Origin of the sequence: Plantactinospora sonchi, from assembly GCF_036422035.1 — a bacterium.
In the GTDB taxonomy this organism is placed as follows: Bacteria; Actinomycetota; Actinomycetes; order Mycobacteriales; family Micromonosporaceae; genus Plantactinospora; species Plantactinospora sonchi.
Window position 1 is genome coordinate 216,266 of record NZ_JAZGQK010000013.1, and the last position, 26,533, is coordinate 242,798.

The following is a 26,533-nucleotide window of genomic DNA, read 5'->3' on the forward strand; positions in this document are numbered from 1 at the left end:
GCCTTTGTCGAGCGGCGGCGCGAACCCTGCCGACAGCGACACACTTGACTGATGAAGCGTGCGCTACTGGAGGCGGACGAGTTGATCGTCCGCGATGAGGTGCCGCCGCCGTGGCCCGGCCGGACGGTACGGATCGATGGTCTGCTCACCCACGTCCGGGACACCCCCGCCACCTCCCCGGACGCCGAACCGGCGCTCTACGTGCACGGACTGGGCGGTTCGGCGCAGAACTGGACGGACCTCGCCGGCCTGCTCGCCCACCGGCTCGACGGGCAGGCCATCGACCTGCCCGGGTTCGGGTTGAGTGGCCCGGCCCGGCGGTACACCATCCCGGCCCTGGCCGACCGGGTGATCCGCTATCTCGAACACTCCGGCCGGGGGCCGGTGCACCTGTTCGGCAACTCGCTCGGCGGGGCGATCTCGGTACGGGTCGCCGGGCTCCGCCCCGACCTGGTCCGCACCCTGACGCTGATCTCACCGGCGATGCCGTTCCTCGATCCGCGTCGCTCGTTGCAGGGCCGGATGGTGCCGCTGCTGGCGGTGCCCGGTGCCGAGCGGCTCGCCGGGCGCTGGCTGACTCAGCTGCCGCCCGAGGAGATGGCCCGGCAGGTGATGGAGGCCTGCGTCGCCGACACCAGTCGGATCTGCGACCAGCGGCGTCAGGAGGCGGTGGAGGAGATCCGGATCCGCTACACGGCGGAGCACTACGCGAGCGCGTATCTGCGTACGCTGCGCGGCCTGGTGGGCAGTTTCGTGCGGGCGTACCTGCCGGGTGCCGGGTCGCTGTGGCGGATCGCCGGCATGATCAGTGCGCCGACCCTGGTCATCGGCGGCTGGCAGGACCGGTTGGTCGACGTACGGGTACCGGCCCAGGTGGCCCGGCTGATCCCGGACAGCCGGCTGCTGATGCTGGACGGGGTGGGGCACGTGCCGCAGCTGGAGGTGCCCCGGACGGTCGCCCGGGCGGCCCTCGGCCTGCTGGGCGAGGTCGGCACCGGCGTCTCGAACGAAGTCGATCTCACGGGACAACAAAATCCGGCGCGCTGACGTCTGATGTAGGCGTGCGGAACAGTCAGCGCCTCCGGCCCCCGTCAGACCCTGCCGAACCCGGGCCGCCCCCGTCGCCTGCCCTCGACCGGATCACGGATCGGGGTCGGGACACGGACCTTCCCCGCGACGCCGCGCGGGGTCGGGGCGGTCGCGACGGCAACCGGGGCCGGGAGGGTCGGGACACGGACCCTCGGGACGCCGCGCGGGGTCGGGGCGGTCGCGACGGCGACCGGGGCCGGGGGCGTCACCGGCCGCGGGCCGGCCGGTCCCGCTGGCTGGCGGTGAGCCTGCTGACGGTGGCCGGTGCCGTCGCCGTGGTCGGCATCCTGGTGCCGCCGGCGGACCGGCTGGTGGCCGACGATGTCCCGGCCGGGGCGGCGACCGGTTCGGCCGTACCGACGGAGCCCGCGACCGCGAGCCCGACCGCGAGTCCCACGCCGTCGGCTGCGCCGCCGCCGGTGCTGCGGCTCGCCGGCCCGGTGCCGTCCAGCGGGCCGGGGACCTTCACCTACGCCAGGGGACGCGGTGAGGTGCTCGGCCGGGCGGGGACGCTGCGGACGTACCGGGTGGCGCTGGAACGTGGTACCGACGAGGACCTCGACGAGTTCGCTGCGAAGGTGGACGCCGCGCTGGCCGACCGCCGCAGCTGGATCGGCAGCGGACAGCTGCGGCTGCAACGGGTACCGGACAACGCCGGCCACGACTTCACCGTCTACCTGGTCACCGCCGGTACGGCCCGGAGGATGTGCGCCGAGTCCGGAGTGGACATCCGGGTCGACGGCAAGCCGTACACCTCGTGTCGGGGCTCCGGGCGGGTGATCCTCAACCTGGACCGCTGGCGGCTCTCGGTGCCGCACTTCGTCCGGGCCAAGGTGCCGCTGGAGACGTACCGGAGTTACGTGGTCAACCACGAGGTCGGGCACGAGTTGGGGCACCGGCACGAGCGCTGTCCCCGGGACGGGCGGCCCGCTCCGGTGATGATGCAGCAGACGCTCTTCCTCAACGGCTGCAAGGCGAACCCGTGGCCGTACCTGGACGGAAAGCGGTACGCCGGGCCGCCGCTCTGACCCACCGCCGGTGCGGCGACTGGTGTCGGTCGGCCACGGCGTGACACGCTTGGCCCCGCCATGGGAAGGCCGGCACAGCGAACCGATTCCGTCCGTCTCCCGGAGCCGTCGACTCCGGGCGACCGTCCTCGCGATCCGGCAGACGGCGCACGGTTGGGTGACCGTCCTGGCGACCCGATCGACGGTTCGCTGTCGGGAGGTCGGCGGGGGCGGCACCGGGTGGCGGCGGCCCGGGCCCGGCGTCGCCGCCAGCGTGTGGTGGCGCTCGCCCTGCTGCTGACCACGGCCAGCCTGGTGCTGGTCGGGCTGGTACACGGCGGGCCGCCGGACGGTGCTTCAGTGGCGGCCGGCGGCTCCGACGGCGTGGTCGCCGGTGGTACGGCGCGCGGCGGTGGCCCGTCCGACACCGCCGGATCACCGGGCGACGGCGCGTCCGGGCAGTCGGGCCGCGAGTCGGCCGGGGAGCCCGCCGACTATCCGACCACCGGTCCCGGCACCTTCGGGTACGCCGGTGGCGGGAAGGTTCTCGGCACCACCGGTGACCTGCGTCGGTACCGGGTCGCGGTGGAGCAGGGGATGGGGCAGGACGTTGGCGGGTTTGCCAGCGCCGTCGACACGATCCTCGGCGACGCACGGGGTTGGACGGTCGCCGAGAAGCTCCGCTTCCAACGGGTCGGCAGAACGGCGAAGGCGCAGTTCACCATCTTTCTGGCCAGTCCGGGAACGTCGGAGCGGATGTGCGCCGAGGCCGGCCTGCACACCGAGCGGTACGGCTCGTGCCACATCCCCGGCGAGGTGGTCCTGAACATCGCCCGCTGGCTGACCGCGGTTCCGGACTACGGCGCGCCGTTGGACGTCTACCAGGCGTACGCGCTCAACCACGAGGTCGGGCACGAGTTGGGGGAGCGGCATCAGGGCTGCCCCTGGCCGGGTGCCCCGGCTCCGGTGATGCAGCAGCAGACGTACGGACTGCGTGGCTGTGCGCCGAACGGCTGGCCGTACGTCGACGGGCGTCGCTACGCCGGCCCGGTGCTGCCGTAGTCCGGTCCCCGGCGCCCCGTCGGCCCGGCCGACTCCGCCCGGTGTCCCGGGGGTCGGTGACTCCGCCCGGTGACCCGCTGTTCCGGTGGCCGCCGTCCGGCGTGCGACCCGTTATTCCCGCTCCCGAATGTCGGGCAGGTGTTCCACCTCATGGTCGTATCGGCTTCCGCGAGCGACAATGGCCCGACATGCCACTGTCGATGCGCTCAGCCGCCCGCTGAGCGAGGATCGGAACCGGGGAGTCCACCGTGTCGCTGCCCCCGCTCGTCGAGCCCGCCGCCGAGCTGACCGTTGACGAGATCCGCCGCTATTCGCGCCACCTGATCATCCCGGATGTCGGGGTCGAGGGGCAGAAACGGCTGAAGAACGCCAAGGTGCTCTGTGTCGGGGCCGGCGGTCTCGGCTCACCCGCGCTGATGTACCTGGCCGCTGCCGGCGTCGGCACCCTCGGGATCATCGACTTCGACACCGTCGACGAGTCCAACCTGCAGCGGCAGATCATCCACGGCCAGTCCGACGTCGGCCGGCCGAAGGCCGAGTCCGCCGCGGCCACCATCCGGGAGATCAACCCGCTGGTCAACGTGGTGATCCACAACACCGCGCTCGACCGGGACAACGTGCTGGACATCTTCGGCCAGTACGACCTGATCGTCGACGGGACCGACAACTTCGCGACCCGCTACATGGTGAACGACGCGGCGGTGCTGCTCGGCAAGCCGTACGTCTGGGGGTCGATCTACCGGTTCGACGGTCAGGCGTCGGTCTTCTGGGCCGAGCACGGCCCCTGCTACCGCTGCCTCTACCCGGAGCCGCCACCGCCCGGCATGGTGCCGTCCTGCGCCGAGGGTGGGGTGCTCGGTGTGCTCTGCGCGTCGATCGGCTCGATCCAGGTGACCGAGGCGATCAAGCTGCTCACCGGGATCGGCGAGCCGCTGGTCGGCCGGCTGATGGTCTACGACGCCCTGGAGATGTCGTACCGGAAGATCAAGGTCCGCAAGGACCCGGCATGCGCGCTCTGCGGTGAGAACCCGACGGTGACCGAGCTGCTGGAGGACTACGAGGACTTCTGCGGCGCGGTGTCGGCGGAGGCGGAGGAGGCGATCGTCGACGCCACCATCACCGCCCGGGAACTGAAGGAGTGGCAGGACGCCGGCAAGGACATCTTCCTGGTCGACGTCCGGGAGCCGGCCGAGTACGAGATCGTCCGGATCCCCGGTGCCACCCTGATCCCGAAGGGCGACATCCTCTCCGGCGCGGCGCTCGCCCAACTGCCGCAGGACAAGCAGATCGTGCTGCACTGCAAGTCCGGCGTACGCTCCGCCGAGGCTCTCGCCGCGGTCAAGGCCGCCGGGTTCCGGGACGCGGTGCACGTCCAGGGTGGCGTGCTCTCCTGGGTGAAGACGATCGACCCGTCGCTGCCCAGCTACTGATCCCACGCTCCGAAGGGGCGGCCGGCGCATCCGCCGGCCGCCCCTTCGTCGTTGTGGCGGCCGGCCGGTGCACCCTCGTTGGGCAGGGCTCATGGCCGTCGACGCCGAGCGATGTCCCCACGCGTCATGTAGTACATGTACTATCTCCTCTCGTAGTCCTTGGACGAGATGGGGTAGATCTATGGCCATCGTCGAGGAGTCGAAGCGACCCAGCGAGCCCGTCGCGGTGCCGATGGCGGCGCCGGTGCTCGACGTACGCGACCTGCGGATGCGGTACGGCTCGACGGACGTACTCACCGGGGTCACCTTCACCGCCCACCCTGGCGAGGTGGTGGCGCTGCTCGGCCCGAACGGCGCGGGCAAGACGACGACGATCGAGATCCTGGAAGGCTTCCGGATGCGCTCGGCCGGCGACGTACGGGTGCTGGGGGTGGACCCCGCGCACGGCGACGAGCGGTGGCGGGCCCGGCTCGGTGTGGTGCTGCAGTCCTGGCGGGACCACGCCAAGTGGCGGGTACGGGAACTGCTCAGCCACCTCGGCACGTACTACACGGCGTACTCCACGGACCAGGTCCGACGGCCCTGGGCGGTCGACGAACTGGTGGACGCCGTCGGGCTGAACGCGCACGCCCACAAGCGGGTGGGTCAGCTCTCCGGCGGGCAGCGTCGCCGGCTCGACGTCGCGATCGGCATCGTCGGCCGGCCGGAGCTGCTCTTCCTCGACGAGCCCACGGCCGGGTTCGACCCGGAGGCCCGGCGCGAGTTCCACGACCTGGTGCACCGGCTCACCGACCTCGAACAGACCACGATCCTGCTGACCACCCACGACCTCGACGAGGCGGAAAAACTCGCCGACCGGATCCTCATCCTGGCCGGCGGCTCGATCATCGCCAACGGTTCGGCCGACCAGCTCGCCCGCCGGATGTCGTCCGAGGCGGAGGTGAAGTGGAGCCGGCACGGCGAGCGGTTCGTGCACGCCAGCACCGACGCCACCCGCTTCGTCCGCGAGCTGTTCCAGCAGTACGGCGACAGCGTCGCCGACCTGGAGATCCGCCGGGCCACCCTGGAGGACACCTACATGGCGCTGGTCCGTGACTTCGAGTCCGGCCGCAGTGGCGCTGCCCTGCGCGACTTCGAGGCAGCGGTCCAGTGAGCGCGAGGAGTGAGCCGGGTTTGCGAGCCCCGCAGTCGCGAACGGAAGACGGTCCAGTGAGCGCGAGGAGTGAGCCGGGTTTGCGAGCCCCGCAGTCGCGAACGGAAGACGGTCCAGTGAGCGCGAGGAGTGAGCCGGGTTTGCGAGCCCCGCAGTCGCGAACGGAAGGGGGTCCAGTGAGCGCGAGAGGCGGAACCGTGAACCCGATGATGCTGGCGGCCCGGGCCGGGCTGGCGCGCGGTGTGGTCGAGGTACGCCACACCCTGACCAACTTCCAGGATCTGTGGAACTACCTCTTCCCCAACCTGATTTTCCTGTGCGTCATGTTCTTCATGCGGGGCGCGAGCGTACCCGGCACGGACTTCTCGCTCGGCGCCCGGAACCTGCCGAGTCTGCTCGGCGGCGGCGTGGCCTTCGGCGCCATGGTGACGATGATGATGACGCTGACCATCGAGCGGGAGGACGGCACGCTGCTGCGGGCCAAGGCGATCCCGCACGGCATGGTCGGCTACCTGATCGGCAAGGTGATCCAGGTGGCCGGCATGACGGCGGTCAGCTCCGTGATCCTGGTGGTCCCGGGGGTGTTCCTGGTGGACGGGCTCGCGCCCGCCGGTCCCGTCACCTGGCTGACCCTGGCCGGGGTGGTACTGCTCGGCCTGGTCGCCTGCCTGCCGATCGGCGCCGTCCTCGGCTCGCTCTTCGACAACCCGCGCAACGTCGGGGTGATCATGCTGCCTATCATGGGCCTGGTCGGTACCTCCGGGATCTTCTATCCGATCAACGGTTTCCCGGTCTGGTTGCAGTGGATCGGACAGGTGTTCCCGATCTACTGGCTCGGTCTGGGCACCCGGTCGGCGCTGCTGCCGGACGAGTTGGCGGCGGTCGAGATCGGCGGCTCCTGGCGACACCTGGAGACGTTCGCCGTACTCGGCGCCTGGGCCGTCGTCGGGCTGCTGGTCGCGCCGATGGTCCTGCGCCGGATGGCGCGACGGGAGTCGGGGTCCAGTGTGGCCGCCCGCAAGGAGAAGGCGATGCAGAGGACCACCTGATGAGCGAGGCCATCTACAACCGGATCGCCGTGCTGCGGGCGGAACGGGGCATCTCACGCCGGGACCTCGCCGACGCGCTCGGCGTCCACTATCAGACCGTCGGCTACCTGGAACGGGGCGAGTACAACCCGAGCCTGCACCTGGCGCTGCGGATCGCCCGCTTCTTCGAGGTGTCGGTGGAGGTGGTCTTCTCCACCGAGCCGTTCCCCCGGATCGGTGCCCCTCGACAGGAGGTCGCCTGACCGGCGGTGTGATCCGTGGCCGCCCCCATCCGGCGACCGGTGGCCCGACCCCGGCCGACCCGCCCGCGCGGCGAGCGCGCCTCCGACCGACGGGTCGGCTCCCGCGACCCGGGACGGCGGTCGGTGCGCCGCCGACGCGCGAAGTGACCCCGCCCGGGCAGGTCGGGGTCAGCTCCGCAGGTGGCCGTCGCCGGTGACGACGTACTTGGTGGAGGTCAGCTCGGGCAGGCCCATCGGGCCACGGGCGTGCAGCTTCTGGGTCGAGATGCCGATCTCGGCGCCGAAGCCGAACTCGCCGCCGTCGGTGAACCGGGTGGAGGCGTTCACCATCACCGCCGCCGAGTCGATTCTCGCGACGAACTCGCGGGCCGCCGTCACCGACTCGGTGACGATCGCCTCGGTGTGCTGGGTGCCGTACCGGCTGATGTGCGCGACCGCGGCGTCGAGCGAGTCGACGACGGCGGCCGAGATGTCCGCGGACAGGTATTCGGTGCCGAAGTCGTCCTCGGTGGCCGGCACCACGTCCGCCGAGTACGCCGCCACCTCCGGCGAGCCGTGCACGGTGACCCCGGCCTCGTGCAGGGCGGCCAGCACCCTCGGCAGGAACGCCTCCGCCACGTCGGCGTGCACCAGCAGCGACTCGGCCGTGTTGCAGGTCGACAGCCGCTGGGTCTTGGAGTTGAGCACGATGGCGAGCGCCTTGTCGAGATCGGCGGCGGCGTCGACGTACACGTGGCAGTTGCCCACCCCGGTCTCGATCACCGGCACGGTCGACTCCTCGACCACCGCCTGGATCAGTGACGCCCCGCCGCGCGGGATCAGTACGTCGACCAGGCCCCGGGCCCGCATCAGCTCCTTGACCGAGTCACGGGAGGAGGCGTCCAGCAGTTGGACGGCGTCCGCCGGCAGCCCGGCACCGGCCACCGCGTCCCGGAGCACGGCCACCAGGGCGGTGTTCGAGTGGATCGCCGAGGACGAGCCGCGCAGCAGCGCGGCGTTGCCGGACTTGAGGCAGATGCCGGCGGCGTCCACCGTGACGTTCGGTCGACCCTCGTAGATGATCCCGACAACCCCGAACGGGACCCGGATCTGCCGCAACTCCAGCCCGTTCGGCAGGGTGCCGCCCCGGACCACCTCGCCGACCGGGTCGGCGAGCGCGGCCATCTGGCGCAGCGCGTCGGCGATCCCCGCGACCCGCTCCTCGGTGAGGGCGAGCCGGTCCAGGATCGCCGCCGACAGCCCGTTCTCGCGACCGGCCGTCAGGTCCGCCTCGTTCGCGGTCAGGATCTCCGGGGTACGGGCGACCAGCGCGTCGGCCATCGCGTGCAGCGCCGCGTCCTTGGCCGCCCGGGTGACGGTGGCCAGCGCGGTCGCCGCGACGCGGGCGCGCTTCGCCGCCTCCGTGGTCCCGGTGCCGGGGGATGTCTGGGTGGGCATCTGCACACTGTAACCACCCGGACCGCCCCGGTCGGTGCGCTGCTCGCGGAGCGGGACGGCCGGGCCTCGGACCCGCTCAGGACGGCTTCTCCCGGCCTGGTGGACGCGGGCGGACATCGGCCGGGCCGGGCGTCCGGGCCGCCTGAGGACGGCTTTTGCCGGCCCGGCGGATGCGGGCGGGGCTCCGGCGGACCGGACGTCCCGGGCCGCCGCTGTTAGGCAGCGCCGTGCGGGATGCGCCGCTGTTAGGCAGCGCCGTGCGGGATGCGCCGCTGTCGGCTCAGAGTAGGACCAGGTCGTCGCGGTGCACGACCTCGCGTTCGTAGCCCGGGCCGAGCGCGGCGGCGAGTTCGGAGGTGGAGCGGCCGAGCAGGCCGGGCAGTTCCACCGCGTCGTAGTTGACCAGTCCGCGGGCGACAGCCGCTCCGGCGTCGTCCACCAGGTCGACCGGATCGCCGGCGGTGAAGGTGCCGTCCACGGCGGTGATCCCGGCCGGCAGCAGTGACTTGCGGCGGTCCACCACGGCCTGCACCGCACCCGGGTCCAGGTGCAGCCGACCCCGGGGCGAGGTGGCGTGGGCCAGCCAGAAGAGCCGGGCCGCCGGACGCTGACGTACCCGGTGGAAGAGCGTGCCCACCGACTCGCCGGCGAGTGCCTCGGTGGCCAGCGGGGTGGCGGTCAGCACCACCGGGATGCCGAAGCCGGTGGCGATCCGGGCCGCCTCCACCTTGGTGACCATGCCGCCGGTGCCGACCCCGGCCCGGCCGGCCCGACCGATCGCCACCTCGGCGAGGTCCTGCTCGTCGTGCACCTCGGCGATCCGGACCGTGCCGGGACGGGCCGGGTCACCGGTGTAGAGGGCGTCGACGTCGGAGAGCAGCACCAGCAGGTCGGCGTGGACCAGCGCGGCCACCAGCGCGGCCAGCCGATCGTTGTCGCCGAACCGGATCTCGTCGGTGGCGACCGTGTCGTTCTCGTTGACGATCGGCACCGCACCGAGGTCGAGCAGTTTGCGCAGCGTGCGGTAGGCGTTGCGGTAGTGGGCCCGCCGGGTGACGTCGTCGACGGTGAGCAGCACCTGCCCGACCGTACGGCCGTGCCGGGCGAAACCGGTGCTGTAGTGGGCGATCAGCAGGCCCTGGCCGACACTCGCCGCCGCCTGCTGGGTGGCGAGATCCCGGGGCCGGCGGGCCAGTCCGAGCGGGGCCAGGCCGGCGGCGATCGCCCCGGAGGAGACCAGGACCAGCTCCCGATGGTCGGCGGCCCGCCGACGCCCGGGTACGGCCGGCTCCACCGGTCGGCCGTCCGGCCCGGTCGCGCCGTCGGCCAGCCATCCGGCGAGTACGTCGGCGAGGGCGCCGACCCGCTCCGCGTCCAGTCCGCCGGCGGCGGTGGTCAGCGACGACGAGCCGACCTTCACCACGATCCGGCGTGCTGAGGTAACTGCTTCCCGCACCCGCCCATTCTGCTCGGGAGGTTCCGGACCGGCCGGACCGGTGCCCCCGGCCTCCCATATCGTGGCAGCTTGTGACCCCGGAGGAGTACGTCGAAGAGGTGCTGGCGGTCGTCGAGCGGATCCCACCGGGACGGGTGATGTCGTACGGAGCGATCGCCGACTATCTGGCCGACCGGTCGGGTCGCGCCTCCGCCCGACTGGTCGGTTCCGTCATGGCCCGACACGGCGCGGCGGTGCCGTGGCACCGGGTGGTCAACGCCGCCGGCCGGTTGCCGCCGGGCCACGAGCGGGAGGCCCGGGACCGGTTGGCCGCCGAGGGGACCCCGCTGCGCGGTACCGGGGTGAACATGACGTCGGCGGCCTGGTGGCCGGACGACTGATCCACCGCCGCTATCGCCGTTAGGGTCGCCACCGTCCGTGCCGGGTCGCTGACCAGGCCGTCCGGGCTGCCGCCGCCTGTGCCGCGCCGCAGACGCCCGGCGCGGACCTGACCCACCACCACCTGGCGCTGGCCGGTGCGGCATCGGGCCGGGTCAGCTGGCCAGTGAGATCGGGCGGGCGCTGTGGCGCAGGATCCGGTCCTTCTCGGCGCCGCCGGGCACGGTCACCAGCAGGCAGCCCGAGCGGCGGGCGACGGTGGCGGTCGAGCCGAGCAGGTGGGCGCTGCGTACCAGCACCGCCGCGAGTTCCGTGTCGGCGATCCGTACCCCCAGGATGGTGGTCCGGACGTGCCGGCCGGCGGCGAGCAGCGCGGCCCGCCAGGCGGCGGCGGCCAGCGCCTGGCGACGGGCGTGCCGGGGCGTCGAGGCGCCGACCACCGACGGGTCCAGCAGTGCGGTACGACCCTGCTGCCAGCCGCTGGCCAGCAGGGTCGGCTGCCCCGGCTCGACGACGTGCAGCCGGTGCAGTTCGTAACGGCGGCGGACCCCGGCGGTGATCCGCTCCGGCCGGGGCGGGCTGCCGAGCCGGGTCAGCAGTTCCGCCAGGCGAGCGGCGGCAGCCGCCGAGCTGAACTCGGCCAGGAGATTGGTCGGCTGCCGCACGCTCCCCGCGCGGGTGCACCGGATCAGGCACGCGGCCTCGAAGGCGTCCGCCAGCGAGGCCCGGTCCAGCGGGCCGGTACCGTCCGCCGGCCGCAGGGACGGCCGCCTGGACGGGTGACTCCCGGTGCTCCAGATCATTCTGTCGCCCCCCGTACTCGCGACGAATAGCTACTCCAACGGTGGCCTTTGAGACCGCCGGACGGTAGACATCGGTTGAAGGCTTGAGCAAAATTTGCGCTGAGCGCGAGCGTCGCCGGGGTGGTGGTGGGGTGGCCGGGACAGGGGCGGACCGGCGTGCGGACCGGAGGCCGGCCGCGCGGCGGGTCACCACTCTGGCCACCGTGTTGCTGCTGGTCACCACGGCGATGCCGACCACCGGCTGCACGTCGCCGAAGTCCGAGACGCGCAGACTCCGCATCGCCACCGGCAGTGCGACCGCCGTGTACTACGCGGTGGGTCAGTCCCTGGCCACCATCCTCAACCGGGAACTTCCCGACGTGACCGCCACCGTGCTGGTCACCGCCGCCTCGGCGGAGAACGTCGAACTCGTCTCCGGCGGGCGGGCCGAACTCGGGTTCACCCAGGCCGACATCCTGCCGCCGGAGTCGCCGTCCGGGTCCGGGCTGAGTGCCGTCGCCCGGGTCTACGACGACCTGCTGCACCTGGTCACCCGGGCGCAGGGACCGGTCCGTCGGTTGGAGGATCTGCGGGGACGACGGGTGGCGGTCGGCGCGCCGGGTTCCGGTACGGCGGTCACCGCCAACCGGCTGCTCGACGTCGCCGACGTACGGGACGGGCTGGCGGAGACCCTCGCGCTCGGTATCGACGACGCGGTGGCCGCGCTGCGGGCCGGTCAGATCGACGCGTTCTTCTTCTCCGGCGGGCTGCCCGTGAAGGCCGTCGCCGACTTCGCCGCCGAGACCCCGGCCCGGTTCGTGGACCTCGGCGCGTGGGTCGAGCCACTGCGGAAGTCCTACCGCGAGGTGTACGTCGGACGCGACATCCCCACCTCGGCGTACGGCACGGAACCGGTGACCACGGTGGCGGTGCCGAACTATCTGGTGGTCGCCTCGGAGTTGCCGGAGCAGCTCGTCTACGACATCACCCGGCTGCTGATGCAGCGGCGGGACGAACTCAGTGCCGCCCATCCGGCGGCCGCCCGGCTGAACCCCCAGTCGGCGATCACCACCATTCCGCTCGTGCTGCATCCGGGCGCGGTCCGGTACTACCAGTCCCACAAGCCCTGAAACCTGTCGGGAAGGGCCCCTTCTACAACCGAAAACGTTAACAAGGAGCCCTTCCTTACGTCCGGAACCAGACTTCGGCGGTGAGGCCGGTCGGCTCGGCGGGGCGCATGCTGAGCCGGCCGCCGGAGGCGTCGACCAGTACCGCCACGATGGTCAGGCCCAGCCCGGAGCCGTCGATGTTCTGGGTGTCCGGCGCCCGCCAGAACCGCTCGGTCGACGATTCGAGTTGTGCCTCGGTCATCCCCGGGCCGTCGTCGGTGACCTCGATGACCACGCCGTCGTCGCGACGGTCCACCGAGACCTCGACCCGACCGCCGGGGTGGCCGAACTTGACGGCGTTGTCGATCAGCGCGTCGAGCACCTGGTCGATCGCGGTACGCACGGCCCGGGCCGGATGCGGGCCGTCGGTCGGCTGGAGGTGCAGCGTGATGCCCCGGTGGTTGGCGAGCGGCTGCCATGCGGCGACCCGCGAGGCGGCGACCGTCGCCGCGTCGACCACCACCATGGTGTGCTGGGCCCGTTCGGTCCGGGCCAGGGTGAGCAGCCCGTCGAGCACCTGGGCCAGCCGGTCGGTCTCCTCCAGTGCCAGTTTGTGTTCGGCGCGGCCGTACTCGTCGGTCAGGCTCGGGCCGAGTTCCTCGACCCGCAGTCGCAGTGCGGTCAGCGGGTTGCGCAGCTGGTGACTCGCGTGCGCGACGAACGCCCGTTGCCGTTCGAGCGCGTCGGCGACCGCGTCCGCCATCTCGTTGAAGCTGGTGGCGAGTCGGCGCAGCTCGGGTGGCCCCTGCTGGGTCGGCACCCGGGCGGTGCCGTCGCCGGCCGCGATGTCGTGGGTTACCACGTCCAGCACGGTCACCGGCCGCAGTACCCAGCCGGCCAGCCGGAACGCGGTCATCACCCCGGCGGAGACCGCCAACAGCCCGATCGCGGCGAGCGCGGTCCACCAGACGGTGATGCTGCGGCGTACCCGGTCGGTGGTGGAGACCGTGATGACGGTGCCGATCACCTCCCCGCCGTCGCTGACCGGTACGGCCACCACCAGGGGCGCCGCCTGCCAGGGCCAGATCACCTCCGGGACGGTCATCTGCCGTCCGGCCAGGGCACCGAAGATCGCGGCGTCGGTCATCTTCGAGCCGGCGAAGTCCCGGGTCGCCGCGACCGGTCGACGTTCCCGGTCGATCAGGGCGGTGGTGATCCCGTACAGCTCGTGGTAGCGCCGGAACTCGTCGTCGACGGCGCTGACCGCGCCGCTGCGCAGCGCGGGGCCGGAGAGGGAGGCGAACCGGTTGGCGTCGGCCAGCCGGTCCGCGCGGATCCGTTCGGTCTCCCGGTTGGCCAGGGTGATCGCCAGCGGCGTCTCCAGGGCGAGCAGGACCAGGATCATCAGCAGGGAGTAGCTGAAGACCAGGCGGCGGCGCACGTCAGTTCCGGTCTACTCGGCGCGGAGCCGGTATCCGACGCCCCGTACGGTCAGGACCAGGTCGGGGTCGCCGAGCTTGGACCGCAGCGATCCGACGTGCACCTCCACCGTGTGCCGGGCCGCGCCGGTGGTCGGCCAGACGTCGAGCAGGATGCGTTCGTGCGGCACCACCGCACCCGGTTGCCGGGCCAGGGACACCAGGATGTCGAACTCCTTGCGGGTCAGCGCGACGGACTGGCCGCGTACCGTGACCAGCCGGGCGGCCACGTCGATCCAGACCGGACCGACCTCGACGATCTCGGCCCGGGGCGTATTGGAACTGGACCGGCGGAGCACGGCGACGATCCGGGCCTCCAACTCGGCCATGGAGAACGGCTTCACCACGTAGTCGTCGGCGCCCATCCGCAGCCCCAGGACCCGGTCCCGTTCCTCACCCCGGGCGGTGACCGCGATGATGCCGAGCTGGGCGCTGCGTTGACGCAACGCGCGGCAGACTTCCACCCCGTCGCCGTCGGGCAGGGTCAGGTCGAGCAGCACCAGGTCGCAGGGGGCGGCGGCGAGGGCGGCGGCGGCGGTGCCGGCACGCTCCACGTCGTACCCGCGCCGGGACAGCGCGGAGGCCATCGCACCGGCCACCCGGGCGTCGTCCTCGACCAACAGGATGCGCATCCGGCTCGCTCCTCGTCCGCGTGCCCTTGTGCCGCGGGGGTGCGCGGCACTGCGATCATCGCGCATCCGACACGGGGGTGTAAGGACCCAGATGCTCAAGTTTGGCTCAGTGGGCGGTCGGTAGCCTATTTCCTCCCTGGTTCCGCCCCGGTCTGGCCGTCAGGCTCGGGAGGTCTGCGCCCATCGAAGGGCCTGGACGTGTCGCCGACGTCCGGGCACCCCTACAGCGCGAGGTCGTCCAGGTTGACGGCGTCGGCCATGGCCTCGGCGCCCCTGTCGTTCAGGTGCACGCCGTCGCCGCTGTCCAGCGCGGGGTGGATGTGGTCGGGGGCGTGCGGGTTCGCGACGGCTCGGGCCACGTCGACAACGGCGTCGAAGGTGCCGGTCGTACGGATCCAGTCGTTCACCTCGCGTCGGATGGCAAGACCCTCCGGTGTGCTGATCCCGGGCGCGGCACCGGCGAAGGGGCCGATGGTGGCGGCGAGGATCTTCAGTCCGGCCGCGTGGGCGCGGTCGGCCAGGGTGGTGAAACCTTCGACGAGGGCGTCGGCGGTGACCGGGGGTTCGCCCAGCATGCCGGGAAGACCGAGGTCGTTGATGCCGAAATGCACCAGGACGTGGGTCAGCGCGGGTATCGACAGGACATCGTGGTCGAAGCGCGCCAGCGCGTGTTCGCCGACTCCGTCGCGGGTGAGGCGGTTCCCGGCGATGCCCTGGTTGACCACCCATCCTCGGTCGAGGCGCCGGTTGAGGAAGTCGACCGAGCGGCGGTTCGCGCTGGTGGTGGTGCCGACTCCCTCGAACCAGGAGTCGCCGAAGGCCACGGCGATCGCGGTGTCCGGCGGGGCGGGCACGTCGACGCCCGCGATGTGGAACCTGGCCGCCACCCGTTCCGACCAGGCGGGGGCGGGCGACGCGACGTGGTTCCCGGCGACTATCTGGGCGATCTCCGCCGGCAGGTGGGAATAGGTGGCCAGCCCGGTCCTCTCCGGGAAGTAGAGGCTGACGACCAGGTCCGTGCCGGCGGCGACGGCGAGATCGACCGGATCGGTGACGGCCTCTCCGCCCGGTGCGATGACGTACCGCTCGGCGCCGTCGAAGGTGAGGGCGGCCTGCCGGTGCCCGACGGCGACCGTCGCGGCGCCGATGGTCAACGGGGCGCGGCCGTAGCGGTTCGTCAGACGTACCCGGATGGCTTCTCCGCCGCCGGCCATGTGCAGCACCTGACGTACGGTCTGGTCGGCGAAACCTCGAGGCTCACCGAACTGGAGCTGTTCGTAGGGACTGATGACCCCGGTACGGAAACCGGCTGTCCAGATCATGGTCGTTCCATCGGGTCTCGGCGTGGGTGGCAGGGTCTCGGGTCGGTGGCGGGGAGGGCGTGGCCGGGTTCCTCAGACGTCCAGCACCACCCGGCCCCGGGTCTGGCCGTGCTCGACCAGTTCATGGGCCTGTGCGATCTCCGCCAACGGCAGCCGGGCGGAGATCGGGTAGCGCAGGTCACCGGCGACCAGGGCGGCGGTCAGTTCGGTCGCGGCGGCCTCGTTCGCCGACTCCGGGAAGTCGTCGTTGCTGAGGAACCGGACCGTGATGTTCTTGAAGCCGAGCGGCCAGTACGGGATGCGTGGCTCGGCCGCGCCCGTGGCGTAGGTGGCGATCACGCCGCCGACGCGGAGGATTTCCAGATTGGTCGCCAGGTTGGCGTCGAAGGCCAACTCGGCCACCCGGTCGACTGGTTCGCCACCGGTGTATTCGAGGATCCGGGCGGCCACGTCGCCGTCGGCGGTGTCGACCGCGTGGTGCGCACCCGCGGCGAGCGCGTGTTCGACCTGGTCCGGGGTGCGTACGGTGGCGACCACGATGGCGCCGCCCCGGCGGGCCACCGCCAGCGCGGCCCGGCCGACCGCGCCGAGGGCTCCGGTGACGAGTACCCGTTGGCCGGTCACCGGCCCGTCGGCGAGGATCGCCCGGTGGGCGGTGATGCCGGGGATGCCGAGTCCGGCGGCCTGCTCGTACGGCACGTCGGCGGGCAGCGGCACGGCGTGCCGGGCCGGCACCACCGTGTGTTCGGCGGCGGTGCCGAACGGGCGGTACGACTGGGCGAGGTAGACCCAGACCCGTTCGCCGATCCGGGACGGGTCGACGCCGAATCCGACGGCGTCGATGACGCCGGCGCCGTCCCCGTGTGGGACTACCCGGGGGAACGACATCGTCGACCCCCACCAGCCCTGCCGTTTGCCCAGGTCGCCGACGTGGATCCCGGAGACCGCCACCCGGACCCGGACCTCGCCCTCGCCCGGCCACCGATCGGGCAGCTCGCCGACCTGGAGCACCTCGCGCGCCGGGCCCTGCCGGTCGTACCAGGCCGCGCGCATCAGGCGTCCGCCGGTTCGGTCATGGTGCCCTCCTCGACGCTGACCACCTCGTCGATCAGCGAGAAGAACGCCTGGATGCCGGGCCGGTCGCCGCCCCGGCGCCTGGACTCGGCGAAGTCCTCGGGCGAGCGCCAGAAGACGATGTCGAGCCAGACGTCGGCGGTCAGCCGGATGAGCTGCGCGCCGAGGAAGCCGGTGCGGTCGGTCTGGAAGTCGCGCAGCATCGCCGGCCGTGCGGCCAGCAGGGCGTCGGCGCGCTCGGCGGGCGCCCGGAACCGGGTCATCTCGACGGTGGTGGTCATCGTTCCTCGATCCGTTCAGGTACTGGGTATCTGGTCCTTGACGCCCAGCATCAGCCTGAGCTGGGTCAGCAGGACGTCGCGGAACTCGGCGGCGAACGGCGTGGGAGGACGCTGTACGCGGAAGATGATCAGCCCGGCCAGGGCGGAGAGCAGGAAGTCCGTGACGGCCTCGGCGTCGTGGGCCAGCGTGAACTCGCCGCGCTCGGCGCCTTCCCGTACGGCGGCCAGGAACGGCGCCCGGTACCGCGTCTGCACTTCGGCGCTGTAGTCGCGGAGGTCGTCGTCGCGCATCGCGGACCGCCAGAACTCGACGAGGATCTGCCGGGTGCTCTCCGCGTTGTGCAGACTCCGGTCCGTCAGCGCGACCAGTCGCCGCCACGGGTCGGCCTCGGCGGTGGCGACCTCGTCCAGGGCGTCCACCTCCCGGTCGGTGAAGACCTCCATGGCCTCGATGACCATGTCCTCCCGGGAGCCGAAGTAGTTCTGCAGGGTGCTGATCGCGACGCCGCTGGCCGCCGAGACGTCGGTGAACCGGGTGTGCTCGTAGCCCCGGGCGGCGAGTACAGCCGCCACGGCTTCCAGGACGGCGGCCCGCTTCGCCCCGCCCGCACGTCTTCTCCGAACCGCCATCCCCGTCATGCCTGCGGGGGGATGTTGTGGTTCCAGCGGAACATGTTCTGCGGGTCCCACCTGGTCTTCGCGGCCCGGAGCCGTTCGTAGGTCGGCTCGTCGTACGCCAGCCGCACGCTCTCGACGGAGGTGTCGGCCGGTGACAGGTAGCTGGGGTGCTTCCGGCCGTCGAGCCGGGTGAGCCGGCCGGCCAGTTCCAGGCCCGGGTCCCGGTCCAGGGCCGGTGCGCCGGGCGGGACGGCGGTCAGCGCGAACGCGGCGAAGGCGACATCGCGCCGTACCGCGTTCGGGTGCTCCGGAGGTCTGCCGAACGCGCCGCCGAGCTGGGTCAGGTTGACGAGCGTGATGCGCCCGTCGGAATCCGGGCCCGCGAGTTCGATGACCGCCTCCACCGCCGACGGCGACAGCTCGTCCAGGGTGACGAAATGCTCGACGGCGGTGCCGGGATCGGTCGGGTCGTTGGCGATGGTGGCGATCCGTGAGACGGGCATGGTGGTCACGGTGTCGGCGAGCACCGGGGCGACCGCCCGCATCGGGGCGATCAGTGTCTCGCCCTCGGCTGCCGGGCCGAGGTGGGAGAACCGTACGAAGATGCTGAGCTTCCCCCGCATGGATTCCGGGACGAAGGGCAGGTCGGGTGCGCGCAGGAAGACGACCGAGGAGGTCAGGTTGTCGGGCGCGTGGGCGGTCAGCGTCCGGTAGGCCTCCAGTACCTCGCGCGCGTTCTCGCCGGAGAACTGGAGGGATCCCGCGTACAGTTCGGTGACCGGGAAGAGGCTGAACTCGATCGCGGTGACGACACCGAAGTTGCCCTTCCCGCCGAGCAGGGCGAAGAACAGATCCGGGGCGGAGTCCGCCGTGACGGTACGGATTTCGCTGTCCGGGGTGACGATGTCGATCGCCCGGACGTGGTCGGCCGCGTAGCCGAAGGCCCGGCCCAGGGTGATGCTCACGCCGCCGCCGAGCGTGTAGCCGACGACGCCGACCTGCGGTGAGGACCCGGCGAGCGGGGCGAGCCCGACCTTGGCGGCCTCCTCGACCACCTGTCCCCAGGTGACGCCCGCTTCGACCCGGGCGGTCCGCTGCTCCCTGTCGATCTTCAGGCCGGTCATCCGACGGGTGGTGATCATGACCGCCTCGGACGGAACGGACAGGGAGGGCCCGTGTCCGGTGTTGAGGACCGCGACCGAGCGTTTCTCCTCCCGTGCGAAGCGGACGGCCGATCGCACGTCCGCCGCGTCGGTGGCCGCGACGATCACGTACGGGTGGTGGGCGACGGTCGTGTTGAACACCGCCGCCTCGTCGGCGAAACCGTCGTCACCGGGGAAGAGGACGGGCCCTCGAACAGCGGCCAGCGCGGACGGGATGTGGGCAGGGTGGGACATGTCGGGCCTTCCTTGACCAGGCTGCGGCGCCGGACGCGAGCCAGCCTGTCGTCAGCGGCTGACGGGCGGCGTGCCGTACCTGTCGGTGTCGCGGGTACCGGTCCGCGGGGTTGTCGTCGACCACGCGGGAGGCCCGTACGAGCCACCGGCATGGAAATACGGTATCGCCGTACCGGATCGGCCGGGCAACCGTCGACCTCAAGTGTTAGGCAGAACACCCTGTTTTGCCTGGCTTATGGCTGACCCGGACCGGGCCCCGACCCGGGGCGGCGGTACGCCGATCGGTCGGCAGGTCCGCACGAACGCGGGAGCCCGTACCCAAGATCGTGGCAGATAACATTCCGGCGCATGGATGCCCCGCAGGCCGGCAGCGGTCCGACGGTTCGCCCGGTGTCCCGGGCCGGTCTGCCTCGGCGGGTGCACGCCGGCTACGCCCTCGGCTCGCTCGCCACCGGTGCCTTCGGCACGGTGCCCGGCCTGGTGCTGCTGCCGTACCTGACCGACACCCTGGGCGTGGCCGCCGGGGTGGCGGCCCTGCTGGTACTGCTGCCGAAGGCGTGGGACGTGCTGGTCAACCCGGTCGCCGGCCGGATCTCCGACCGGACCCGTTCCCGGTGGGGCGCCCGGCGGCCGTACCTGCTGTTCGGCGGGCTCGCCCTGGCGGTGCTCTTCGCCGCCATCTTCGCCGCCCCGTTCCCGGGCGACGCTGCCGGCGGCGGCGTCCCCGGACCGGCCGCCGCCGGGTACGTCGCGGTGGCGTTCCTGCTCACCGCGACCGCGTACGCCTTCTTCCAGGTGCCGTACGTGGCGATGCCGGCCGAACTGACCCCGGACTACCAGGAGCGGACCCGGCTGATGACCTGGCGGGTCGCCGTACTCGCGGTGGCGATCCTGGTCTCCGGCGCGGCGGCGCCACTGGTGGTCGGCGCCGGCGGTGACGGCGTTCCCGGGCACCGCTGGCTGGGACTCTTCGTGGCGGTGCTGATCGTGGCCGGCGCGGTGGGGGCGTTCCTGGGCACCCGCTCCGCGCCGACGGACGCCGTGGTGGCGAGCGAGCCGACCCTGCGGGCCCAGCTCGCGGTCGCGGCCGGGAACCGGCCGTTCCGGCTGCTGCTGGTCTGCTTTGTCGTCCAGTCGGCGGGCATCGCGACCGTGCTGGCCGGGGTGAACTACTTCGCCGAGCAGATCCTGCGGGATCCGGAGACCGGGCCGACGTTGCTCTTCGCCTGTTTTGTCGGGCCGGCGCTGCTGGTGATGCCACTGTGGAGCCGGGCCGGCGCCCGGCTGGGCAAGGTCCGGGCGTTCGGCGTGGCGTCGCTGCTGCTGGCGCTGGGCGCGCTGCTGCTGGTCGCCGCGCCGGTGCTGCCGGCCTGGGTGGTCTACCTGGTGGTGGCGGTGATCGGCGCCGGCTACGCCGGGCAGCAGGTGTTCGCGCTGGCGATGCTGCCGGACTGCATCGCGTACGACACCGCGCGGACCGGTCGCCGGCAGGCCGGTGTCTTCACCGGACTCTGGACGGCGGGTGAGACGTTCGGGCTGGCGCTCGGGCCGGGCATCTACGGCCTGGTCCTGCAACTGTCCGGGTACGTCTCCTCGTCGACGGGTACCGCGGCGGTGCAGCCGGACAGTGCCCGGGTCGGGGTGCTGCTCGGCTTCACGGTGCTGCCGGCGCTGCTGATCGGGCTGGCGCTGCTGGCGGTACGCGGCTACGACCTCACCCCGGAGCGGCTGGCCGCCGTCGGCGCCCCGGCCGGCCACCGGGAGAACGCCCCGGCCGGCCACCGGGAGAACGGGCCGGAGTTGACCGCCGTACCGGAGCGGCACCCTGACAACGGGTGATTATCTGATTACGGTTTGCTGGTGACGGAGGCGGAGGGTGACCCGGGCCGGCCCGGCACGCTCGGGCGGGTGTCCGAGACCGACCGGTTGAAGGCGTTCAGCGACGGCGTGTTCGCGATCGTCATCACGCTGCTCGTGCTGGACCTGCGGCTGCCGCCGCACGAGCCGGGCGGCCTGCTGCGGGGCCTGCTGCACGAGTGGCCGGCGTACCTGGCCTTCACCCTGTCCTTCGGTTACATCGGGGTGATCTGGCTCAACCACCACTCCCTGCTGCGGCTGGTCAGCGGCGTGACCCGGGCACTCAACTGGATCAACCTCGCGGTGCTCTTCGGCGCCGTGGTCCTCCCGTTCTCGACGATGGTGCTGGCCTCGGCGATGACGCGGGAGAGCAACGACTTCGACCACCGGGTGGCGGTTGTCCTCTACGCCCTCAGCGCCGGCCTGATGTCGCTGCCCTGGATGCTCCTCTTCGAGTACCTGCGGCACCATCCTGAACTGCTCGCCAGCGGGGTGACCGTGGAGTACGTCCGCAGCCAGGTGCTCCGGCCGCTCACCGGCCTGATCCTGTACAGCCTGAGCGGGATACTCGGCTGGTTCGTGAACCCGACCCTCGGCCTGGTCCTGATCATCGCGATGGTCATCTACCACGCCTTCACCAGTGAGGGCCTGCGCAGAGGACGTTCCGGTCACCCGCGACGTTGACCATGCCCCGGATTTCCGGGCGACGGCTGTTACGGTGGCCGCCATGGTCGAGGCGCTGCCGGCTGAGGGTGTACCCGCGGATCAGATTATGGCCGAGCTGCGTGACCTGCGGACGGCGGATCTGCCGACGCACGGCGGCCGGCTCTTCGCCTACGTCTACGACCCGGCGCTGCCCGGTCTGGACGAGCTGGCGACGGCGGCGTACGCGTTGTCGGCGCACGTCAACGGGCTCGACCCGACCGCGTTCCCGTCCCTGCTGACAATGGAGAACGCCCTGGTCGGGGCGGCGTCCCGGCTGCTCGGCGGTGGTCCCGGCACGGCAGCGCCGGATGTGGTCGGCAGTGTCACCGGCGGGGGTACCGAGTCGCTCATCCTGGCGGTCAAGGCGGCCCGGGACGCCCGGCCCGAGGTGACCCGGCCCCGGCTGGTCGTGCCGGCCACCGGGCACGCCGCGTTCGCCAAGGCGGCGCACTATCTCGGGGTCGCCCTCGACCAGGTGCCGGTGTCGGCGGAGACGTTGCGGCCGTCGGTCGACGACGTCCGGGCCGCCATCGGGCCGGAGACGGTCCTGGTCGCCTGCTCCGCGCCGTCCTACGCGCACGGGGTGGTGGATCCGGTGGCGGAGATCGCCGAAATCGCGGCGATGGCGGGGGTGCGCTGCCACGTGGACGCCTGTTTCGGCGGCTGGGTCCTGCCGTACCTGCGTCGGCTCGGCGTACCGGTGCCGCCGTTCGACTTCACGCTGCCCGGCGTCACCTCGATCTCGGTCGACCTGCACAAGTACGCGTACACCCTGAAGGGGGTGTCGGTGCTGCTGCACCGGGACGCCGCGGCACGTCGGTCGCAGTACTTCGCGTTCGCCGGATGGCCGGGTTACACAATGGTGAATCCGGTGATCTCCTCCACCCGTTCCGGCGGGCCGATCGCCGCCGCGTACGCCACGCTGCGGCACGTCGGCGACGACGGTTACCTCCGGCTGGCCGAGCAGACCCTGGCCGGGGTACGCGGAATCGCCGCCGCGGTGTCCGGGGTGGACGGTCTGCGGCTGCTCGCCGAACCGGAGTCGACGGTGGTCTGCTTCACCCGTACCGACTCCGGCCCGGACCTGTTCGTGCTCGCCGACGAGCTGGCCGGGCGCGGCTGGCACTGCCAGCCCCAGTTGTCCTACGCCGGCCTGCCGGCCAGCATCCACCTGTCGGTGACCGCCGCGGTGGCGCCCCGGGTGCCGGAGTTCGGTCCGGATCTGCGCGCCTCGGCCGAAGCGGCCCGCCAGGCGGGGCCGGTACGACTGCCCGCCGAGGTGCTGGCCCTGGCCGGCGCGCTGACCCCGGAGCTGCTGACCCCGGAACTGGTCGCTGGTCTGGCCGCCGGGCTGGGTCTGGGTGCCGCCCCGGGGGAGTCGTCCGGGGATGCCGGCGGTCCGGCCGGGGACGGTGGTGCCAGCGGGCCGTTGCCGGTGCGGATGGCGCTGGTGAACACGCTGCTCGACGCCGTACCGCTGGCACTGCGGGAGCGGTTGCTGGCCGAGTTCCTCGGCCTGTTGCAGCGACCCACGTACTGATCCGCCCGCCGGCCGGAAGCGCCCGGGGCCGGGGTCCGGTATCGATCCATCGACAAATGTTGCCGCGATGTATTTACTGTTAAGAATCCTTCTTTTATGTTGAGGAGACCTTCCCGATTACCTGAGGAGCCCGTGATGCGAAGATCCGTGGTTCTGACCCTGGGGACGGTCGCGGCCGTCCTCGCCAGCGTGCTCGTGGCCGCGCCGGCCGCCCAGGCACACGGCTACATCTCGTCTCCGCCCAGCCGGCAGGCGCTCTGCGCCCAGCGGGCGGTGCCGGACTGCGGCCAGATCCAGTGGGAGCCGCAGAGCGTCGAGGGTCCGAAGGGCCTGCGCAACTGCCACGCCAACATCGCGCACTTCGCGGTCCTCAACGACGACGGCCGCGGCTGGCCCGCCACCTCGGTCGGCAACACGGTGACCTTCAACTGGGTCATCACCGCCCGGCACTCCACCAGCACCTGGGAGTACTACATCGGTGGCTCCCGCATCGCGGTCTTCGACGACGGCGGACGGCAGCCGGGGGCCACGGTCTCGCACACCGTCAACCTCGGGGGCCGGACCGGTCGGCAGAAGGTGCTGGCCATCTGGAACATCGCCGACACCGCCAACGCCTTCTACAACTGCGTCGACGTGCAGGTCGGCGGCGGTGGCGGCAACCCGAACCCGAACCCCACCCCGACCCGTACCACCACGCCGCCCACGCCTCCGCCGACCACCAACCCCACCCCACCGCCGGCCGGCGGCACCTGGCGGGCCGGCACGGCGTACCAGGCCGGCAACACGGTGACCTTCAACGGGGCCACCTACCGCTGCCGTCAGGCACACACCGCGATCCAGGGCTGGGAACCCCCGAACGTCCCCGCCCTCTGGGAACGGGTCTGACCCTCGACACCCGTGACGGGTCCGCGCCGAGCACGACGCGGGCCCGCCGCACCGGTTCACCCCACGGCAGGCCCGTCACCCGCAGACCGGCCCGGACCGGGACCGGGACCTGACGGAATCGGATCGGAGGAGAAGGATGGCGCGCTGGCGTCGTACCGCACTCGTCGTCGCGATGCTGACGCTCGGCGGCTGCGGGTCCGTCCCCGCCGCCGCGCCGGTCGGCGCGCCCGCCGCACCACCCGGCCCGGCCCCGACGTCGGCGGCGCCCGGGGCGTCGACCACATCCGGGTCGCCCGGGGCGTCGGCTGCCTTCAACGCCGCCGACGTGATGTTCCTGCAGATGATGGTCACCCACCACGGTCAGGGCCTGGACCTGGTACGACTCGTGCCCGACCGGGCGCGGCGGACCGAGGTGACCGTCCTGGCCGCCGCCATCGAGGTGACCCAGCGGGCCGAGCAGGAGACGATGCGGGGCTGGCTGCGCGACTGGGGTAGGCCGACCGAGGCGGACCCGAACGCGCACGCGCACGCCGACCACGGCGGACTGCCGGTGACCGGACCGGAGCAGATCGCCGCGCTGGGGTCCAAGACCGGGGCGGAGTTCGAGACCGCCTTCCTCAACCTGCTGATCGGCCACCAGCACGGCGCTGTCGAGATGGCCCGGACGGAGCTGCGGTCGGGGACGTACCCCGAGGCCCGCGAGCTGGCCCGGCGGATCGAGCTGTCCCGGACCGCGCAGATCGACCAGATGTTGAAGCTGGTGGGTCAGGCCGGTTCGGCGGGGTAGCTGTACCCGTCCGGGCCCTCGGCGTTGTGGTTCACTGTCGGGTGAGACCACGAGAGGGGGGCGGGTCGTGCAGCTACCGGCGGTGCTCGGCGAACCGATCCGGTTCGTGCTCAACTGGGGCCGGCGCTACTCGCTCTGGGTCTTCAACTTCGGGCTGGCCTGCTGCGCCATCGAGTTCATCGCCACCAGCATGGGCCGGCACGACTTCATCCGACTCGGCGTCATCCCGTTCGCGCACGGGCCACGCCAGGCCGACCTGATGGTGGTCTCCGGCACGGTGACCGACAAGATGGCCCCGGCGATCAAGCGGCTCTACGACCAGATGCCCGAACCGAAGTACGTCATCTCGTTCGGCGCCTGCTCCAACTGCGGCGGGCCGTACTGGGACTCGTACTCGGTGACCAAGGGCGTCGACCAGATCATCCCGGTCGACGTGTACGTACCGGGCTGTCCGCCCCGGCCGGAGGCGCTGCTGCACGGCATCCTGATGCTGCAGGAGAAGATCGCCGCCGAGCAGTCCGGTTTCGGTGGTGTCGCCCGCCCTGACGAGCTCGCCTCCCCCGCCGACCAGCGGCCCGGCCCCGGCGCCGGGCGCAGCGTCGAGGCGCTCACCGCCCCACCCGTTCCACCGCCCCAGGGCTGAGCGGGGCGCGGCCACCCGGTCACCGCTGGAAGTCGATCACGACCTTGATGTCGTCCGGCTCCCGCTGGTACGCCTCGGCGTACGCCTCCACCGGCACCCGGCGGCTGATCATCGTGTCGAGCCAGTCGGGATCGGCGGCGGCCAGCGCCTCGGCGGCGAGTTCCCAGTGCCGCCGGTTGGCGTTCACGGTGCCGAAGACGACGTTGTTCTCCAGGACCAGCGCCCGGTTGAGTGCCCCCGCGTCGAAGTCGATGGTCCGGCCGCCGGTGGAGACGCCGGTCAGGCAGACGATGCCGTTCGGCGCCGCCTTGCACATCGCGTCCAGGATCACCGGCGGGGCGCCGGTGCACTCCAGCACGATGTCGAACTCGGACTCGATCCTGGCCACGTCGCCGGTGTGGAAGCGCGCGCCCAGCGCCTCGACCAGCGCCGGCTTCGCACCGCTGGCCGTACGGTTCAGCACGTGCACCTCGAAGCCGCGCTGGCTGGCCAGCAGGGCGGCGAGCAGCCCGATCGGTCCCGCCCCGGTGACCAGTACGGTGTGCGGCTCCCAGGTGGACCGGGAGCCGATCCGCTCGATGTGTTCCCATGCCTTGGCCAGGATGCTGGTCGGCTCCAGCAGCATGCCCAGCCTGCCCAGTTTCGGGTCGAGGCGGACGGCGAACTTCGGCGGCACCCGCCAGCGGTCCCGGGCGAAGCCCGGCAGGCCCTTGATGCCGTGCTCGGTGTAGCGGCCGTTGCGGCACATGTCCCACTCGTCGGCGGCGCAGTTGGAGCAGGGCACCGGGTCCGGGTACCGGACGATGCCGGCGACCAGGTCGCCGGGGGTGAGCGAGCCGGTCGGGTCCTCGATCACCCGGCCGAGTGACTCGTGCCCGAGCACCAGGCTGTCCAGGCCCGGCGGCGGCTCGCCGTGGCCACCCTCGATGACCTCGTGGTCGGTACCGCAGACGCCGACGGCGATGGCCTCGACCAGCACCGCACCCTCGTCGGGGCCCGGCTCCGGATGGTCCCCGTCCAGCCGCAGCGAGTCGGGCCGGCCCGGGATCACGGTTATCGCACGCACCTGGTTGATTGTTCCCTCCCGGCCCGTCCGGCATGCCCCGAACCAGCCGACCTC

General features: G+C 72.2%; 26 protein-coding genes. 15 read left to right on the forward strand and 11 right to left on the reverse strand.

Features of this window, described 5'->3' with window-relative positions; all coding sequences use genetic code 11:
- Positions 1-51 precede the first annotated feature (51 nt).
- The 7 genes from V1633_RS17475 (at position 52) to V1633_RS17505 (ending at position 7,032) form a co-directional block, all read left to right on the forward strand.
- Positions 52-1,047, forward strand: a complete 996-nt coding sequence (locus V1633_RS17475) for an alpha/beta fold hydrolase (protein ID WP_331215398.1) — start codon at positions 52-54, stop codon at positions 1,045-1,047.
- 284 nt (positions 1,048-1,331) lie between these two features.
- Positions 1,332-2,117, forward strand: coding sequence for a DUF3152 domain-containing protein (locus tag V1633_RS17480; protein ID WP_331215399.1), 786 nt, complete (start codon positions 1,332-1,334; stop codon positions 2,115-2,117).
- 153 nt (positions 2,118-2,270) lie between these two features.
- On the forward strand, positions 2,271-3,158 hold the full coding sequence (locus tag V1633_RS17485; RefSeq protein WP_331215400.1) for a DUF3152 domain-containing protein: 888 nt from the start codon (positions 2,271-2,273) through the stop codon (positions 3,156-3,158).
- A 248-nt stretch (positions 3,159-3,406) separates the two neighbouring features.
- A complete protein-coding gene (gene moeZ / locus V1633_RS17490; RefSeq protein ID WP_331215401.1) occupies positions 3,407-4,588 on the forward strand; it encodes an adenylyltransferase/sulfurtransferase MoeZ in 1,182 nt (393 codons plus the stop codon).
- A gap of 232 nt (positions 4,589-4,820) precedes the next feature.
- A complete protein-coding gene (locus V1633_RS17495) occupies positions 4,821-5,741 on the forward strand; it encodes an ABC transporter ATP-binding protein (RefSeq protein WP_331215478.1) in 921 nt (306 codons plus the stop codon).
- 197 nt (positions 5,742-5,938) lie between these two features.
- Positions 5,939-6,790, forward strand: a complete 852-nt coding sequence (locus V1633_RS17500) for an ABC transporter permease (RefSeq protein ID WP_331215479.1) — start codon at positions 5,939-5,941, stop codon at positions 6,788-6,790.
- Positions 6,790-7,032 carry a helix-turn-helix transcriptional regulator gene (locus V1633_RS17505; RefSeq protein WP_331215402.1) on the forward strand — a complete coding sequence of 81 codons (243 nt, stop codon included), beginning with the start codon at positions 6,790-6,792 and terminating at the stop codon, positions 7,030-7,032. Before V1633_RS17500 ends, V1633_RS17505 begins: the two co-directional genes overlap by 1 nt.
- A 168-nt stretch (positions 7,033-7,200) precedes the next feature.
- Here V1633_RS17505 and V1633_RS17510 read toward each other — a convergent pair whose 3' ends face one another.
- Both V1633_RS17510 and proB read right to left on the reverse strand, forming a co-directional pair.
- The gene (locus V1633_RS17510; RefSeq protein WP_331215403.1) at positions 7,201-8,469 is read right to left on the reverse strand and encodes a glutamate-5-semialdehyde dehydrogenase; all 1,269 of its coding nucleotides are present in this window, start codon (positions 8,467-8,469) and stop codon (positions 7,201-7,203) included.
- A 280-nt stretch (positions 8,470-8,749) separates the two neighbouring features.
- Positions 8,750-9,925 carry a glutamate 5-kinase gene (proB, locus tag V1633_RS17515; protein WP_331215404.1) on the reverse strand — a complete coding sequence of 392 codons (1,176 nt, stop codon included), beginning with the start codon at positions 9,923-9,925 and terminating at the stop codon, positions 8,750-8,752.
- A gap of 71 nt (positions 9,926-9,996) precedes the next feature.
- Here proB and V1633_RS17520 point away from each other — a divergent pair, with 71 nt between their 5' ends.
- Positions 9,997-10,305: an MGMT family protein gene (locus tag V1633_RS17520; RefSeq protein ID WP_331215405.1), complete on the forward strand. Its 309-nt coding sequence runs from the start codon at positions 9,997-9,999 to the stop codon at positions 10,303-10,305.
- Between the two features lie 153 nt (positions 10,306-10,458).
- Here the strand turns inward: V1633_RS17520 and V1633_RS17525 are convergent, their stop codons facing one another.
- Positions 10,459-11,106, reverse strand: a complete 648-nt coding sequence (locus V1633_RS17525; RefSeq protein WP_331215406.1) for a hypothetical protein — start codon at positions 11,104-11,106, stop codon at positions 10,459-10,461.
- Between the two features lie 194 nt (positions 11,107-11,300).
- Here V1633_RS17525 and V1633_RS17530 point away from each other — a divergent pair, with 194 nt between their 5' ends.
- Complete coding sequence (locus V1633_RS17530) at positions 11,301-12,215, forward strand: TAXI family TRAP transporter solute-binding subunit (RefSeq protein WP_407952046.1); 915 nt, start codon at positions 11,301-11,303, stop codon at positions 12,213-12,215.
- A gap of 55 nt (positions 12,216-12,270) precedes the next feature.
- Here V1633_RS17530 and V1633_RS17535 read toward each other — a convergent pair whose 3' ends face one another.
- From V1633_RS17535 to V1633_RS17565, 7 genes are all read right to left on the reverse strand, one after another.
- Positions 12,271-13,635 (reverse strand): sensor histidine kinase, encoded by a 1,365-nt coding sequence (locus V1633_RS17535; protein ID WP_331215407.1) that lies wholly within the window; start codon positions 13,633-13,635, stop codon positions 12,271-12,273.
- A 12-nt stretch (positions 13,636-13,647) separates the two neighbouring features.
- On the reverse strand, positions 13,648-14,304 hold the full coding sequence (locus V1633_RS17540) for a response regulator transcription factor (RefSeq protein WP_331215408.1): 657 nt from the start codon (positions 14,302-14,304) through the stop codon (positions 13,648-13,650).
- Between the two features lie 221 nt (positions 14,305-14,525).
- Entirely contained in the window at positions 14,526-15,626 is a 1,101-nt protein-coding gene (locus tag V1633_RS17545; protein ID WP_331215409.1) for a GDSL-type esterase/lipase family protein, read from the reverse strand.
- Positions 15,627-15,698: 72 nt separating this feature from the next.
- Positions 15,699-16,679: an NADPH:quinone reductase gene (locus V1633_RS17550; RefSeq protein ID WP_331215410.1), complete on the reverse strand. Its 981-nt coding sequence runs from the start codon at positions 16,677-16,679 to the stop codon at positions 15,699-15,701.
- On the reverse strand, positions 16,679-16,981 hold the full coding sequence (locus V1633_RS17555) for an antibiotic biosynthesis monooxygenase (RefSeq protein WP_331215411.1): 303 nt from the start codon (positions 16,979-16,981) through the stop codon (positions 16,679-16,681). The genes V1633_RS17550 and V1633_RS17555 overlap by 1 nt, the downstream gene beginning before the upstream one ends.
- A 15-nt stretch (positions 16,982-16,996) precedes the next feature.
- Complete coding sequence (locus V1633_RS17560) at positions 16,997-17,554, reverse strand: TetR/AcrR family transcriptional regulator (RefSeq protein WP_331215412.1); 558 nt, start codon at positions 17,552-17,554, stop codon at positions 16,997-16,999.
- Between the two features lie 62 nt (positions 17,555-17,616).
- The gene (locus V1633_RS17565; protein ID WP_331215413.1) at positions 17,617-18,996 is read right to left on the reverse strand and encodes an FAD-binding oxidoreductase; all 1,380 of its coding nucleotides are present in this window, start codon (positions 18,994-18,996) and stop codon (positions 17,617-17,619) included.
- 348 nt (positions 18,997-19,344) lie between these two features.
- Between V1633_RS17565 and V1633_RS17570 the strand changes: the two genes are divergently transcribed.
- The 6 genes from V1633_RS17570 (at position 19,345) to V1633_RS17595 (ending at position 25,413) form a co-directional block, all read left to right on the forward strand.
- A complete protein-coding gene (locus tag V1633_RS17570) occupies positions 19,345-20,835 on the forward strand; it encodes an MFS transporter (RefSeq protein ID WP_331215414.1) in 1,491 nt (496 codons plus the stop codon).
- 21 nt (positions 20,836-20,856) lie between these two features.
- On the forward strand, positions 20,857-21,537 hold the full coding sequence (locus V1633_RS17575) for a TMEM175 family protein (RefSeq protein WP_331215415.1): 681 nt from the start codon (positions 20,857-20,859) through the stop codon (positions 21,535-21,537).
- 43 nt (positions 21,538-21,580) lie between these two features.
- Entirely contained in the window at positions 21,581-23,098 is a 1,518-nt protein-coding gene (locus tag V1633_RS17580; protein WP_331215416.1) for a pyridoxal phosphate-dependent decarboxylase family protein, read from the forward strand.
- 135 nt (positions 23,099-23,233) lie between these two features.
- On the forward strand, positions 23,234-23,983 hold the full coding sequence (locus V1633_RS17585; protein WP_331215418.1) for a lytic polysaccharide monooxygenase: 750 nt from the start codon (positions 23,234-23,236) through the stop codon (positions 23,981-23,983).
- Between the two features lie 136 nt (positions 23,984-24,119).
- Entirely contained in the window at positions 24,120-24,770 is a 651-nt protein-coding gene (locus tag V1633_RS17590; protein ID WP_331215419.1) for a DUF305 domain-containing protein, read from the forward strand.
- Between the two features lie 67 nt (positions 24,771-24,837).
- On the forward strand, positions 24,838-25,413 hold the full coding sequence (locus V1633_RS17595) for an NADH-quinone oxidoreductase subunit B (protein ID WP_331215420.1): 576 nt from the start codon (positions 24,838-24,840) through the stop codon (positions 25,411-25,413).
- 19 nt (positions 25,414-25,432) lie between these two features.
- Here the strand turns inward: V1633_RS17595 and V1633_RS17600 are convergent, their stop codons facing one another.
- Positions 25,433-26,479, reverse strand: coding sequence for a glucose 1-dehydrogenase (locus V1633_RS17600; RefSeq protein WP_331215421.1), 1,047 nt, complete (start codon positions 26,477-26,479; stop codon positions 25,433-25,435).
- Positions 26,480-26,533 lie beyond the last annotated feature (54 nt).

Excerpts from the sequence above, each read along its gene's own strand:
- V1633_RS17590 (WP_331215419.1), top strand. The coding sequence starts at position 24,120 with ATGGCGCGCTGGCGTCGTACCGCACTCGTCGTCGCGATGCTGACGCTC.
- V1633_RS17505 (WP_331215402.1), top strand. The coding sequence starts at position 6,790 with ATGAGCGAGGCCATCTACAACCGGATCGCCGTGCTGCGGGCGGAACGG.
- V1633_RS17585 (WP_331215418.1), top strand. The coding sequence starts at position 23,234 with ATGCGAAGATCCGTGGTTCTGACCCTGGGGACGGTCGCGGCCGTCCTC.
- V1633_RS17540 (WP_331215408.1), bottom strand. The coding sequence starts at position 14,304 with ATGCGCATCCTGTTGGTCGAGGACGACGCCCGGGTGGCCGGTGCGATG.
- V1633_RS17510 (WP_331215403.1), bottom strand. The coding sequence starts at position 8,469 with ATGCCCACCCAGACATCCCCCGGCACCGGGACCACGGAGGCGGCGAAG.
- V1633_RS17580 (WP_331215416.1), top strand. The coding sequence starts at position 21,581 with ATGGTCGAGGCGCTGCCGGCTGAGGGTGTACCCGCGGATCAGATTATG.
- V1633_RS17555 (WP_331215411.1), bottom strand. The coding sequence starts at position 16,981 with ATGACCACCACCGTCGAGATGACCCGGTTCCGGGCGCCCGCCGAGCGC.
- V1633_RS17525 (WP_331215406.1), bottom strand. The coding sequence starts at position 11,106 with ATGATCTGGAGCACCGGGAGTCACCCGTCCAGGCGGCCGTCCCTGCGG.
- V1633_RS17570 (WP_331215414.1), top strand. The coding sequence starts at position 19,345 with ATGGATGCCCCGCAGGCCGGCAGCGGTCCGACGGTTCGCCCGGTGTCC.
- V1633_RS17475 (WP_331215398.1), top strand. The coding sequence starts at position 52 with ATGAAGCGTGCGCTACTGGAGGCGGACGAGTTGATCGTCCGCGATGAG.
- V1633_RS17565 (WP_331215413.1), bottom strand. The coding sequence starts at position 18,996 with ATGTCCCACCCTGCCCACATCCCGTCCGCGCTGGCCGCTGTTCGAGGG.
- V1633_RS17545 (WP_331215409.1), bottom strand. The coding sequence starts at position 15,626 with ATGATCTGGACAGCCGGTTTCCGTACCGGGGTCATCAGTCCCTACGAA.
- V1633_RS17550 (WP_331215410.1), bottom strand. The coding sequence starts at position 16,679 with ATGCGCGCGGCCTGGTACGACCGGCAGGGCCCGGCGCGCGAGGTGCTC.
- V1633_RS17495 (WP_331215478.1), top strand. The coding sequence starts at position 4,821 with ATGGCGGCGCCGGTGCTCGACGTACGCGACCTGCGGATGCGGTACGGC.